This window comes from Novosphingobium sp. B-7, assembly GCF_000410615.1.
Lineage (GTDB): Bacteria > Pseudomonadota > Alphaproteobacteria > Sphingomonadales > Sphingomonadaceae > Novosphingobium > Novosphingobium capsulatum.
The window spans coordinates 1-12,515 of the sequence record NZ_APCQ01000395.1; the positions used below are offsets into that span (position 1 = coordinate 1).

Below are 12,515 nucleotides of genomic sequence, written 5' to 3' on the forward strand. Positions count from 1 at the left end.
CCCGACGAGGTCGAAGCGGCAGTGCTCGGCGCGCAATGGGTCGCAAGCCGGGGCGATCCGGTGCTCGCCAATGCCGCGCGCGACCTGATCGCGAAGATCACCAGCGTCGTTCCCGATCGGCTGCGGCCGCTCATTGCCGATCCCGCGATCGCCGCCCGATCGACCAAGCCGCCGCCGGTGCCCGATCGCATCGACCTGGCGCGCACGCGTGAATGGATACGCGAAGGCCGCAAGATCGCGATCGATTATCTCGACCAGCATGGCGAGCCAACCCGGCGCATCGTCTGGCCGATCATCCTGGGCTTCCTCGACGACACGCGAATGCTCGCCGCATGGTGCGAGCTACGCCAGGATTTCCGCCACTTCCGCGCCGATCGCATTTCCGCCGCCACGTTTCTCGAAGACGGTCATGGCGTTCGACCGGCTACGCTTCGCCAGCGCTGGAAGCGAGACATGACGGAGAGGCACGAGGCCGGGAGCGCGCGATGATCGACTGTTCCATGGCATGGACCGCGCCAGGTTTCATCGGGCGCGGCTTCGAGCAACCTGTATCCGGGACGAAATTCGAACAGCGGCCGCTCCGCTATGGCGCATCTGATCGACGTGGTAGCCGCACCATCGCGCGCGGGACTGCTTGATCGGCATTGTTGGCTCCGCCGCCAGTTCGATCCTGCATTGAGCCAAAGCTCCAGGACCTTTGGCCATACCGCGCTTCCAGACACCCTATCTCGGCGCGCGCCAGCCTTCCACTTTGCCTTCATCGGCATTGACGCGCAGCAGATCTCCCGTCGCGACCAGATTGAGGGGGTCATAGTCGAAGTCGGTGAGCGCCGGAACGCGCAGGACCACCGCTCCCAGCGCCGCCTTGGTCGTCGTCACGTTGAACAGCAGCGCGAGAGGGGCGGTGCCGGCTAGCCGCGTCATGTGGAAAATCGAAGACCAGCCAGACGACCCCTTCGCGCCGGGGAACACCAGAATCTTGCCAGCAAAGCTGACGCCGTTGAGTTCATGGCGGCTTTCGATCACCTTGCCGGCCATGGGGTTGACGCCGCCCCAGCCGGAGATTGTGTCGCGGGTAACCAGCGCTTCGCCAACCGTGATCCCGGGCACCACGCAGCGCCCATGGATCACGTAATCGGGCGCACGGGTGGGCAAGGCAGTGGCGCTCATGCGAGGTCTCCGCGCCAGACGCCGGTACAGGCTGCGTCGATGCATTCGGCGGTCGTGCCGAACCAACCTTCGATGCCCATGATCGCCGGGAGGTAGTGCGTCTGCTTGGCACTGTCGAACGCGGCGACCCGGGTGCCGGGCGGGACTGCCTGGCTGATCGCCGAGCAGGTGTCCGTCATCAGCATAGCGCCTGCCGCGCGCAAGGTGGCAGTGTGTCCCCCCGCGTCGGCCATGGCCTTAACCGCGCGACTGGTGAAGATCCATAACGCGCAATTGGCATGGACCCTGCGGCCCTTGATCAGCCGTGCCACCAGCACGATTTGTTCGATCGAGTAGTGCGGACAGCCGAGCATCACGAAATCGACTGCCGTGTTCTGCCCGACGCTGTTGAGCGTTTCCCAGGTGCGCCGCCGCGCCTGCGCGTCATAAACGAAGCGCTCGCCGCGTGGTGGCCCGCCAAATGCCGTTTCGAGATCGCGCGCTTCGGGCGTGATGCCGACCATATGGTACATCTCCACCCCGCCCGACGAGGCTGCCGCCGCGCCAAAATGCTTGTGCCGGATCAGCGACGGGTTGGTGATGGCGCCCGAGAGGACCGGGATCGTGTCTTCCACCGTCGCGCCGGTGAAGTAACCCAGCAAGCCCCAGTCGAACACGTCGTCCACCGACACCTGCACGTCGATGGAGTGCTGGCCCAGGCGGTAAGCGTCGCGATGAAAACCCCAGTTGGGAATGCGCCTGGCCAGCATGGCCGCGCTGGTCGATTCCCGCCCTTCACAATTGGTACGCCCGCCCACGACCGAATTGCAGAATACCACCGCGCTCGATTCCATCCAGGCGCAGTGCTCACCCATTACCGGGACATTGCCGGCAAGATAGGGGGTGCAGGTCTTGAGCAACTGGATGCCGTGCGCGGCGACCTGTTCCTCGTCGTAGCGGAAGTTGGCGTTGGCGGCTTCGGTCATGCCCTGCTCACGCCACAGTTCCGGGTCCATACCGCCCTGGAGGTGGCAGGAGAACGCGTTCATCCGCGGCACGTCGACCACGTCGTCGGAATCGAGGTCGAAACGCGAGAAGACTGCGCGATAATCGCCACCATCGGCTGCGTAGTATTCCTTCATCCACGGCGATGCCGAGCCAGGCACCCCGGCGACATTGTTGGTCTCGACAAAGTTTTCGGCGCCCAGCGCGTCGGCATAGCGGACCAGGAGTGCCATAGCGCGAGCCACAGCCGGGCCCTGCTCGCCATCGAGCATCGCCTGTTCCTGGGTGGTAAGCATGACCATGTCGGCTCCTTCCATCTTGTAGCAAGCTATCTTTTTGGGCCGAACTTCCGGCGTGGGAAGCTGGAGGTTCAGCGCATGGCGTCGAGGCGCTTGAGAATGCGCGTGAGCACGTCGACGGTGACGGACAGCTTTTCAGGTTCGATCCCGGCCAGCACGTCCCCACGCAGTTCGTTGGTGATCGCCATGATGTCTTCGATGGCCTTTTGTCCGGCGGGGGTAATGCGGTTGAGCGTGACCCGCCGGTCTTCGGTGCTCTGCTCGCGTTCGATCAGCCCGTCGCGGGCCAAGGCGTCGAGCATCCGCACCATCGTCGGGCCCTCTACGCTGATCAAGCGTGCCAGATCACCCTGGGTCAGCGCTGCATCAGAATAGGCCACGTGGAACAGTGTTTCCCAGCGTGCCATGGTCTGGTTGAGCGCCTTGATGCGATCATTGGCGACCTTACGCCACAGCCGCCCGGCGACAACGATTGCACGGGTGACGCGGAACAGGCCATCGTCGGTGCTGTCGCCGCTGGCGCGGCGATAGCGCATCAGGTGACGCTCGGATGCGTCGGTGTCAAAGCCGCCAGGCAGGTCGATCTCTTCGCGCCGCCGGCCAGGTCGTCGCTGCGCAGGCGCCTTGGGAGGAGCAGCCTTGGGGCCGCGCTTGTGATCGGTGCGGTCGCGCGTTCGCGCCTTGCCGTCGGTGTCGTCCATCGTCGTCACCATGCCCGAGGCCGGCGGGATTGTATAGTCTGCTACCGAAGCGGGCGCAGCAACGCGAGACCGGGGCCGGGCCACGGCTGGGTTAATCCCGCCCGCCGACCGGCAGGTCGAGCAGCACGGCCCCGGTGGCCATGGGTTGCACGTCGCGCCGATAGATGCCCAACCAACCATCGGCCGGCACCGGGAACGCATTGCCCGGCGCGGGCCGGCGCGCCAGTTCATTGGCCGCCACAGCCAGATCGAGGCGTCGCGCGGCGACGTCGATCTCGATACGGTCGCCGTCGCGTACCCTGGCAATCGGACCGCCGACGGCCGCCTCCGGGGCCACTTCGGCAATGGTCAGGCCCTTGAGGCACAGGCCGGAAAGCTGGCCATCGGTGATGAACGCGACATCGCGCGCGAGCCCCGCCGCATCGATCGCGAACAGCACGATCGACGCGCCGCCACCCATGGCCGGACCGCCTTTCAGGCCTTGGCCGCGCAACACCAGGACGTCACCCTTCTGCAACTCCCCTGCGGCGATGGCTTTCATGGCGCTGGCGGTATCCTCGAACACGCGGGCCGTGCCTTCGAATGCTTCGGGCCGGGTGCCGTCACGGATGCCCAGCTTGACCACCGCGCTTTCGGGCGCAAGTGAGCCCTTGAGGATCGCGATCGAGGGTCCATCGGAGACAGGACGATCGAGCGGACGGATGATCTCGGCATCGACGATGGTTGCGTCGGCAAGATCCTCGCCCATGGTACGGCCCGACGCGACCAGCACCTCGCGATCAAGCAGCGGTTCGAGTTGCTTGAGCATCGCCCGGGCGCCACCGGCGTCCTCGAAGCCCTCGATCCGGACTGGACCGTTGGGACGCACCGCAGCGAGTGTGGGCACCTTACGCCCCGCTTCATCCCAGATGGCAAAGAGGTCGGCATCGACTCCGCCTTCGGTCGCCGTAGCCTGCAAGTGCTTGATCGCATTGATCGAGCCCGAGACCGCCAGTACCATGGCGGCAGCATTGTAAAATGCGCCGGGCGTCATGATCCGGCGCGGGGTCAGGTCCTCGCGTACCATCTCGACGATGCGCGCGCCGGCTGCGCGGGCCGCGTCGAACATCTTCTCGCTGTTGGCCCGCACCGGCGCCGATCCGGCGATGCACATACCCAACGCCTCCACCACGCAATGCATCGTGTTGGCCGTGGCCATCCCGGCGCAGACGCCGGGGCCGCGGATGGCATTGCGGGTCACATCCTCCATCGCGTGCTTGCCGGGCTTGCCCAGGCTGGCACCGACGCCGCCCGAAAAGAGGTCCTCGATATCCACCGGATCGCCATCGACCATGCCCGATGCCTGATAGCCGCCAATCACCAGCAAGGTCGGGATATTGAGCCGCATCGCCGCCATCAGGTGGCCAGGCGGGGTCTTGTCGCAGCTGGTCAGGCAGACCATGCCATCGAGCATCGCTGCTTCGACCTGGGCCTCGATATCGTTGGTCACGAGATCGCGTGCAGCCAGAATATAGCTGCCCTGGCGTCCGGCTCCGGTGATGAAGTCGGAAGGGGCAGTCGTACGCACTTCGAAAGGCACGCCCCCGGCAGCGCGGATCGCGTCCTTGACCACTTTGGCCACACCGTCGAGGTGGGCAAAGCAAACCGCCAGTTCTGACGAAGAATTGACCACGGCGATCTTAGGCTTGAGAAGGTCTGCATCGGTAAGGCCGAGGGCGCGCCAATGGGCCTGGCGGACGGGCGAGTTGGCGGCAAGGCTGCGCAGCGGGCGTTGGGATTGCGGGTCGGGAGCGGTCATGGCCGGCCTTTCAGGACGTGGGGGAGAGAGAGGGGGCGGGAGAGTTTGCGATCGCCGTGGCGCGCTGCTCACGGCCGACCACCAGGGCGATGCCGAACGCGGCTAGCGCCAGCACCACGGGGCAGATCGCGAGGATGGCAAAGCTGGTCACCACTGGCAGGCCCGAGGCAAGCACCATGCCGCCCAGGATTGGCCCGGCGATGCCACCGATCTTGGCGACCGATGTGGCCCAGCCCGAGCCGTTGGCGCGGATCGCCGTGGGATAATAGATCCCGGCGATCGACAAGATGCCGAAATGGGCCCCGCCAACCAGGCTGGTGGAGATGACCGACAACACGAGGAACGCCGTGGAGCTCAGGGGAACGAGCCCGATCAGCAACAGCACCGGCGCGGCGAGCGCGGGGAAGAAAGCAACCGCCAGCGCGCCCTTGCGATCGGTGAAGCGCATCAGCAGCAGCCCCAGCACGGCACCCATCAGGCCCGAAAACGACGAGACATAGGCCGCCAGATCACGGGTGAAATGCAGGTCTTCATAGACGATCGGGCCCCAGTTCGCCTTGAAATAGACGGCCAGCGTGCTGGCGATGTAGCCCAGCCACAGCAGCGGCGTGATCCACCGCAGCCGCCCGGTAAACAGCTGGCTGACGCGGAAGTTGCCCGATGCCACGCGGGCCTCGTCGCCCAGCACGAATTGGTCGCTTGCCGTTGCGCCGAGCCCAGGATCGATGCGGTTGAGCGTGGCAGCCAGGCGCACAGGATCACGGTTGCGCGCCACCAGGAAGCGCACGGACTCGGGCAGCCAGACGAACAGCGCCGCCGCAATCGCCAACGTCGCGGTGCCGCCCGCTACGAACACCCCTTCCCAGCCAAAGCGCGGGGCCAGCCACACCGTTACCGGCCCGGCGAGCGCCGTGCCCAGGCTATAGCCCATCATGATCACCGTCACGACGGTGGAACGGAGCCGGGTGGGCACGTATTCGATGTTGAGCGCCCAGGCGAGCGGCAGCATCCCCCCGATCGCGAAACCGTCGAGGAAGCGCAGCACGAGCAGCGCTTCATAGGACCGGGCGAGCGCGGTCGCGGCGGTGAGAATCCCGAAGGCCACTGCGGCCAGCGCAATCGTCTGGCGCCGGCCGCGCCGGTCACCCAGCCAGGCCAGGACAAAGCCGCCGATCATCATGCCGAGCAGGCCGGCCGAGAAGACGTTGCCCAGCATGGGCTTGGTCAGCCCCAGTTCGTCGCGCATGTAAGGTGCGGTGAAGCTGATCATCATCATGTCGAAGCCGTCGAACACGGTTATCAGCCATGACAACGCGATCAGGCGGTAATTGAACGGACCAAGGCCGCGTGCGTCGATCACGCGGGCAACGTCGATGGTCCTGCTGGCCTTTCCCATTCAGGGATCCTTTCCCGGCTGGCCGGCTTGGCGCGCGACCTTATCCTTCGAGATTTGCTGCAATCTTTTGGCGTAGCAAGCCCATGTCGACCTGATGGACCGATCCCGACCCGGCGATCGTCAGGGCGTGGGCTGCGGCGGCACCCATGGCGATGCAAGGTCCCATTACCCGCACCGATGACAGCGCGGTGGAATCAGCGTCGATGCAGCGCCCGACGGCAAGCAGATTGTCGGCCCCAGCCACTGCAAGCGAGCGCAGCGGTACGGTATGGACATGGTCGGGCCCGAAGGTTTCCCAGACATAGCCCTCGCGGTTGTGGTGCTGCTCGAGCGGCCAGGAACAGCGCGCGATGGCATCGTCGAAACGCGTCGCAGCGCGCACTTCGGCGGTGGTGAGATGATGCGTGCCGACGATCCAGCGGGTCTGGCGCACGCCGGGCAAGCCATAAGCACGGACGCGGGCTTTGCCGAACGCCTCGGGAAATTCGGCCCGCAGGAAGACCAGCGTCCGGTCGGCCTGCTCCTTGCCGTCGATCTGCTTCTCGGCGGCATCGAACGGGTCGAGCGGGGTTTCAATATGCGTCATGTTGACCATGGCGACGTCTGTCCCGGGAAATGTCGCGGCAAAGCCATCGCGCCGCATCATGCCGTAGTGCTCGCCACGCTCGGCGATACGGCGCGCCATGGTGTCCCAATCAGGCTTGTGCGTGTCGTCGATGCCCTCCACGATCAGCATCTGCGAGCCGTAGATCTGCCCCTGGGCCTGGACTCGGCAGTCGAAGCCAGCCTGCCAGGTCAGCGCCGCATCGCCCGATGCATCGATGAAGCCCTGCGCTCGAATGCGCACGTCGCCATGGCGCGTCGCGATGTCGAGCGCGGAAATCCGCCGCCCCTCAACGTGGACCTGGCGGATGATCGCGCCGGTCAGCGGCTGGACGCCGGCGGCAATGACGGCCTTCTCGACCCAGCGACCGAGGGCGACTTCGTTGTACATCACCACCTTCATCACCCCGCCCTGGATGATGTGAGCGTCGCCATTGGCCGTCAGTTCCGCGATGATTTCGTCGGCAATCCCGTGGGTAAGCTGGCGGCCATTGATGCCGGGGGTATAAAGCCCGCAGAACATGCCGATGATCGAATTGACTGCCTGGCCGCCCAGCGACGGCAGGCCATCGACCAGGATCACGCGATTGCCGGCCCGCGCGGCCTCGATCGCCGCCGATGCGCCCGATGCGCCAGAGCCGACCACGCAGATGTCACATTCCCGCTCAATCACGGCGGGTGCGTCGCGGCGGGAAACGATGCGGGTCTCAGGGTCGAAGGGGCGTTCGAGCATCTTGGCATAATCCGTTTTCAATAAAGGAGAAAAATCCCGAGGCGCGGGAGGAGGAATGCCCCGGGCAAGGTGGGAAGCATCAGAACGAACCGCGCACTCCGGCCTTGAAGGACTGGCCCACCGGGTTGAACAGTACGTTGTTGCCCGAGCCGTTGGCGCCGGGAACGCGCGGGGGTTCGGTGTTGAAGAGATTGTCGACGCCAAAGAACACGTCGAACTTCTGCACCCCCTGCTGGCGGATGCGGAACGTGGCCAGCAGGTCGACATAGGTCTTCGAGGGTACGCTGTTGGTATTGGAACTGGTCGGCGCGCCAATGGCATAGCCATCCTGATCCGGCCCGATGAAGGCGGCGTTGTAGAAGCCCTTGTTGATCCAGCGAACATGGGTCGAAAAGCTGAACCGATCCGGCAGATCGAGAGTGACCATGCCATCAACCGTCCAGTCCGGGATGCCCGGGGGCGTGCCGGCGCGCAGCCCCGTCTGCCCGGCGCGTTCGGTAGGGCCAACCGCATCGACAGTGATGAGATCGATCACGTTGCTGGCGAGCACCCGGGTGTTGAGGCTGGCCTCACCGCCGATCGGCTGGCGATAGGACACCTCGATATCGAAGCCGCGCGCGATCAGCTTGTTCACGTTCTGCTGCGTATCGACGATGTTGGTGATCGCGCCCGAGGAATCGCGGGTTACCAGCGAGCAGCTGAGCGGATCGCCCTGGAAGCAACGGGTGACGATGTTCTGCTGGCCAAGTGTGCTGATCGCATCCTTGATCTCGATCCGGTAATAATCGACCGAGGCGCGAAAGCGGCCCAGGAAGCCGCCCCTCGGCTGAATTACCGCACCGACCGTAAAGGTATCGGCCTTTTCGGGCTGAAGATTGGGGTTGGAGCCTTGCGTAATGGGAGCAACCGTTTGCACCCCACCACGTGCCGGGTCGGTGAGAATCCCCTGGGTTTGCGTGGTCGGACCGAACAATTCCGATACATTGGGCGCGCGAATGTCGCGCGAGCGCGTGGCACGCAGGCGCAGCGCTTCGATCGGCGCCCACGTGCCGCCGACCTTCCACGTCGTTACACTGAGGGAACTCGACGGAAAGAAATCGCTGGAGCGGTTGTAGTGCGTGCGCCGCACCGCGCCGTTGAGCCCCAGTTCGTCAAAGAAGGCGACATGACGCAGGATTGGCGCCTCGATTTCGCCATAGCCCTCCGCCACGGCGATCCTGCCCGAGATCAGCGAGCCACCACCGGTGAAGAAGCGGTTGGTGCGCGACAGCAGGTCGGCATCGCCCTTGACCGCGTCGTTACGGTATTCGCCGCCCACCGCTATGCCCAAGGGCCCACCCGGCAGATTGAAAAGCGAACCGGTCACATTGGCTGCGGCCACATGCTCTGTCGTCACGTTGGTCTGGTAGCCATTGGCGGTGACGTAGGCCTTGGCCGCGGCAAAGGTCGAGCCATTGGCATAGCCGAACGGATTGAGCGGAACGCAGGCGGGATCGTCGTTGGCGGCGGAGGCATCGGCATTGATGCGGCAGGTCGCAGTCCCGTTGACCGAAACGGAATCGATCGCGTTGAGGAGCCGCGATGTGATGGTGCCACCGGTAAGATCGCTGCGGAAGCTGTTGCGCCCGAATTGATAATAGGCATCGGCTTTCCAACCGCCGCCAAGGTCGTAGCGCGCCTGGACGACAGCGCGGATCACGTTGTTGCGCACGTGGATCTGGGCCGGCCCGATATCGTCAAAGCCCTTGCCCAGGGTGAAGCTGGTCAGCCCGCTCGTGGCCAAGATAGTTGGAATGTCGAGCGTCGGGTCATTCGAGCGGGGCAGGAACGCGTTGTCGGAACGGATAGTCAGCGCCGTGTTACGATAGGCGACGGCGCGGTGCCAGCCTTCCGCATGGCCATAGTTGCCAGTGAACTCAAGCGTCAGAGCAGGGCTCGCTTCCCACGTCAGATGTGCCATGGCGTTGTAGCGTTCGGTCGGCGAGACGATCGGAAAATCGAAGTAGATGTTTTCGCCAGGGCCATCGCTTTCACCACCAACCTGGTAGAGTGAATTGACCAGCGATCCGAACTGGAAGCGCCGCGGGGTGCCATCGCGGCCGAACGTGATGCCGTCGATCGGGCGCAAGGTGGGAACCGCTTCGCCGGTGTAGGCAGAAGATGGCGGGGTGGTCACCCCGTTGTACGAGGCGGACCAGGGGTGAACATTGCTGAGGATGTTGTTGGCCGGCAGGCCGGTCTGGCCGGGGTTCCGCCCCCAGTTGATCTGGCCGTTGGCGCACCATTCGCGCACGCGGCAGGCTTCTACCCCGTCGTTCGCCTCGTATTCACCGCCCAAGATGAGATGGGCACGATCACCGATCGCCCAGCCGCCGGCGATGCCGATCTGGCGCGTGCTGGCATCACCGTACTTGGAAACGCCCGCCTGCGCGTTGAAGCGATAGCCGGTAAGCTTCTTGTCAAGCAACAGGTTGACCACGCCGGAAACTGCATCGGAACCATAGACCGCCGAGGCGCCGCCGGTGACCACTTCGGCCCGTTGCAACAGGATCGAGGGGATCATGTTGGTATCGACGGTGGCTTGCGTGGTGGACGGCACAAAACGCTTGCCATCCACCAGCGTCAACGTGCGAACTGAACCTAGGCCGCGCAAATCGAGGATGCGTCCACCCACATAGCCGGCGGCTGCGGAAAGGCCGGTCGAGGCAGGGGTCTGCGTCGAGCGGAAAGCGGGCAGCTCGTTGAGGGCATCGCCGATGTTGCTGGCACCACGCTCGGCAAGCCGCTCCGCGCCCATGACGGAGACTGGGGTAGGCGCATCGAAGCCACTGGCAATGCGCGTGCCGGTAACGACGATTGGGCCGCCCTCCGCGGCGTTGACGTCATCGCCCACGGCCCCCTCGTCCGCCTGCGCCGCAGTGGCGGGCGGCACGGCAGGAAGCGACTGGGCCAGGGCTATGGCCGGGACGCTCGTGCCGGCCAGTGCGATGATGGAAACAAGCCCGCGGCCGGGCCGGTCACAAAACGCCATCCTCATATCTCGATCCTCTCATCGGGTATCTTCCCGTTGAGTCGCAAGCTACCTAATGTCATTTTAGATAGCAAGGTACTTTAATAAGCAAAACATCGCGAGGCGCAGACCATGTCAGGCAAGCGAACGCGCTCCCCTGAAATGTGACCGCCCGATGGTAGAGTCCGACCACGAAGGAGTCGGACGGAATGAAGCGGAGCAGGTTCAGCGAGGAACAGATCATTGCGATCTTGAAGGAGCAGGAGGCTGGCATGGCTACAGCGGAGGTATGCCAGCGCCACGGGATTAGCTCGGCGACCTTCTACAAGTGGAAGTCGAAGTTCGGTGGCCTGGAGGTGTCCGAGGCGCGTCGCCTGCGGTCGCTCGAGGAAGAGAACGCCCGCCTGAAGAAGCTTCTGGCCGAGGCGATGCTCGACAACGCGGTACTGAAGGATCTGGCATCAAAAAGATGGTGCCGCCCGGCGCCAAGCGGGAAGCGGTCGCCCATGCCCGTGAGCATCATGGGGTGAACGAGCGTCGGGCGTGTTCACTGGTCGGCGTGAGCCGCAGGATGGTCCGGTATCAGCCGAACAGGCCAGACGACGCGCCTCTGCGGCAACAGTTGCGCGAATTGGCGGGAGAACGCCGCCGGTTCGGTTATCGCCGCTTGGGCTATCTGCTGGCGCGGGAAGGCATGACGCCCAACCGAAGCTACTGCGGATCTACCGCGAGGAAGGGCTGCGGGCGAGACGTCGTAGCGGTCGCAAGCGGGCATTGGGCACACGGGCACCAATGGTGCTACCGGACGGACCGAACCAGCGATGGTCGCTCGACTTCGTCTCTGACAGTCTGGTCTGCGGCCGGCGCTTCCGTATCCTGTGCGTGGTCGATGACTACACCCGGGAATGCCTAGCGCTGGTGGCCGATACGTCGTTGTCAGACGCTCGGGTGGCCAGGGAACTGACCGGCCTGCTTGGGATGCGCGGCAAGCCGATGCACAACGGCTTCGTCGAGAGCTTCAACGGCCGCCTGCGCGACGAATGCCTCAACGAGACGCTGTTTACCTCACGGGCCCACGCCCGGTTCGTGCTTGCCGCTTGGCGGCATGACTACAACACGGTCAGACCCCACTCGAAACTGGGCGGGAAGACCCACGCCGAGATCGCCGGCCAACGTGTCTGGGGGCATGCCCCCAGACACGTTGGCATCCCATCAAACAATCATCATGAAGGAGCGAGAATCTACCTCTGATCGGTAACAATCAGGGGAGCACGTCATACGCTTCTTACAATCCTCCAACGCTTTGACATTGCTCGCCCAAACGCTGGCCGCGTCCTGCAACGCCTGCCGCCGCTGCGGATCATAAACCTGCAGCATGCGCCACCCTGCCGCCCAGCCATCGCGCTTGAGAAGGCTGGCCGCACGCTCCTCCGGCCAATGCCAGTCTTCTGGCACCGCCCGGTCAACGACCTCCGGGACAACCCAACCCAGCAGGAAGCCTGTCACCACTCCGATGGCCGCCGCAATACCCAGCCAGCGCAGTTGCTGGAGCCCCCTAAGGATGGATTGCACGATGTTGTTGATCGTGAGGACGGTGCGATCCAGATCGATCCGCGTAGCGCCGAAGTGCTGTCGTTCAACCTCACTGGCCTTGCCGCGATGCTGATCGATGCGATCGACGAGGGCAACAAGGCAGCCGGTTGACGGCGAGCGACAATATCAAGCGGACTGGCAGACCTCCACGGCATGGCCATCCCGAACGGCGCAATTCAACGTGCGAGGCGTGATAAGCAGGCGCTTACTGTCGCGCGACGATCTGGA

General features: G+C 64.6%; 10 protein-coding genes and 1 pseudogene. 3 read left to right on the top strand and 8 right to left on the bottom strand.

Translation table 11 applies throughout. The features are described 5' to 3' along the window. Positions 1-489 (top strand): YafY family protein (locus H926_RS25680; RefSeq protein WP_022675327.1); only part of this gene is annotated, 489 nt, incomplete at its 5' end. 234 nt (positions 490-723) lie between these two features. Here H926_RS25680 and H926_RS0104955 read toward each other — a convergent pair. The 7 genes from H926_RS0104955 to H926_RS0104985 all read right to left on the bottom strand — a co-directional run bounded on the left by H926_RS0104955 (position 724) and on the right by H926_RS0104985 (position 10,721). Further along, a complete protein-coding gene (locus H926_RS0104955) occupies positions 724-1,170 on the bottom strand; it encodes an aconitase X swivel domain-containing protein (protein ID WP_022675328.1) in 447 nt (148 codons plus the stop codon). Next, positions 1,167-2,456: an aconitase X catalytic domain-containing protein gene (locus H926_RS0104960; protein WP_028657597.1), complete on the bottom strand. Its 1,290-nt coding sequence runs from the start codon at positions 2,454-2,456 to the stop codon at positions 1,167-1,169. Before H926_RS0104960 ends, H926_RS0104955 begins: the two co-directional genes overlap by 4 nt. Before the next feature lie 68 nt (positions 2,457-2,524). After that, a complete protein-coding gene (locus H926_RS0104965) occupies positions 2,525-3,154 on the bottom strand; it encodes a MarR family winged helix-turn-helix transcriptional regulator (protein ID WP_158441935.1) in 630 nt (209 codons plus the stop codon). A 91-nt stretch (positions 3,155-3,245) separates the two neighbouring features. After that, positions 3,246-4,952 carry a dihydroxy-acid dehydratase gene (locus tag H926_RS0104970; RefSeq protein ID WP_022675331.1) on the bottom strand — a complete coding sequence of 569 codons (1,707 nt, stop codon included), beginning with the start codon at positions 4,950-4,952 and terminating at the stop codon, positions 3,246-3,248. 10 nt (positions 4,953-4,962) lie between these two features. Further along, positions 4,963-6,348, bottom strand: a complete 1,386-nt coding sequence (locus tag H926_RS0104975) for an MFS transporter (protein WP_022675332.1) — start codon at positions 6,346-6,348, stop codon at positions 4,963-4,965. A gap of 40 nt (positions 6,349-6,388) precedes the next feature. Then, positions 6,389-7,684, bottom strand: coding sequence for an FAD-dependent oxidoreductase (locus H926_RS0104980; protein ID WP_028657600.1), 1,296 nt, complete (start codon positions 7,682-7,684; stop codon positions 6,389-6,391). A gap of 79 nt (positions 7,685-7,763) precedes the next feature. Continuing rightward, positions 7,764-10,721: a TonB-dependent receptor domain-containing protein gene (locus tag H926_RS0104985; RefSeq protein WP_028657601.1), complete on the bottom strand. Its 2,958-nt coding sequence runs from the start codon at positions 10,719-10,721 to the stop codon at positions 7,764-7,766. A gap of 182 nt (positions 10,722-10,903) precedes the next feature. Here H926_RS0104985 and H926_RS25690 point away from each other — a divergent pair. Continuing rightward, a pseudogene (locus H926_RS25690) lies at positions 10,904-11,945 on the top strand (IS3 family transposase). Here the strand turns inward: H926_RS25690 and H926_RS32245 are convergent. After that, positions 11,907-12,266: a DUF6118 family protein gene (locus H926_RS32245; protein WP_148291638.1), complete on the bottom strand. Its 360-nt coding sequence runs from the start codon at positions 12,264-12,266 to the stop codon at positions 11,907-11,909. The pseudogene H926_RS25690 and the gene H926_RS32245 sit on opposite strands and share 39 nt — an antisense overlap. On the opposite strand from H926_RS32245, the gene H926_RS32985 reads away from it, so the two are divergent. Continuing rightward, complete coding sequence (locus tag H926_RS32985) at positions 12,261-12,398, top strand: hypothetical protein (protein WP_158441936.1); 138 nt, start codon at positions 12,261-12,263, stop codon at positions 12,396-12,398. The two genes, H926_RS32245 and H926_RS32985, sit on opposite strands and share 6 nt — an antisense overlap. The last annotated feature ends 117 nt before the right edge of the window (positions 12,399-12,515 follow it).

Excerpts from the sequence above, each read along its gene's own strand:
- H926_RS0104975 (WP_022675332.1), bottom strand. The coding sequence starts at position 6,348 with ATGGGAAAGGCCAGCAGGACCATCGACGTTGCCCGCGTGATCGACGCA.
- H926_RS0104980 (WP_028657600.1), bottom strand. The coding sequence starts at position 7,684 with ATGCTCGAACGCCCCTTCGACCCTGAGACCCGCATCGTTTCCCGCCGC.
- H926_RS0104970 (WP_022675331.1), bottom strand. The coding sequence starts at position 4,952 with ATGACCGCTCCCGACCCGCAATCCCAACGCCCGCTGCGCAGCCTTGCC.
- H926_RS0104965 (WP_158441935.1), bottom strand. The coding sequence starts at position 3,154 with ATGGACGACACCGACGGCAAGGCGCGAACGCGCGACCGCACCGATCAC.
- H926_RS0104985 (WP_028657601.1), bottom strand. The coding sequence starts at position 10,721 with ATGAGGATGGCGTTTTGTGACCGGCCCGGCCGCGGGCTTGTTTCCATC.
- H926_RS0104955 (WP_022675328.1), bottom strand. The coding sequence starts at position 1,170 with ATGAGCGCCACTGCCTTGCCCACCCGTGCGCCCGATTACGTGATCCAT.
- H926_RS0104960 (WP_028657597.1), bottom strand. The coding sequence starts at position 2,456 with ATGGTCATGCTTACCACCCAGGAACAGGCGATGCTCGATGGCGAGCAG.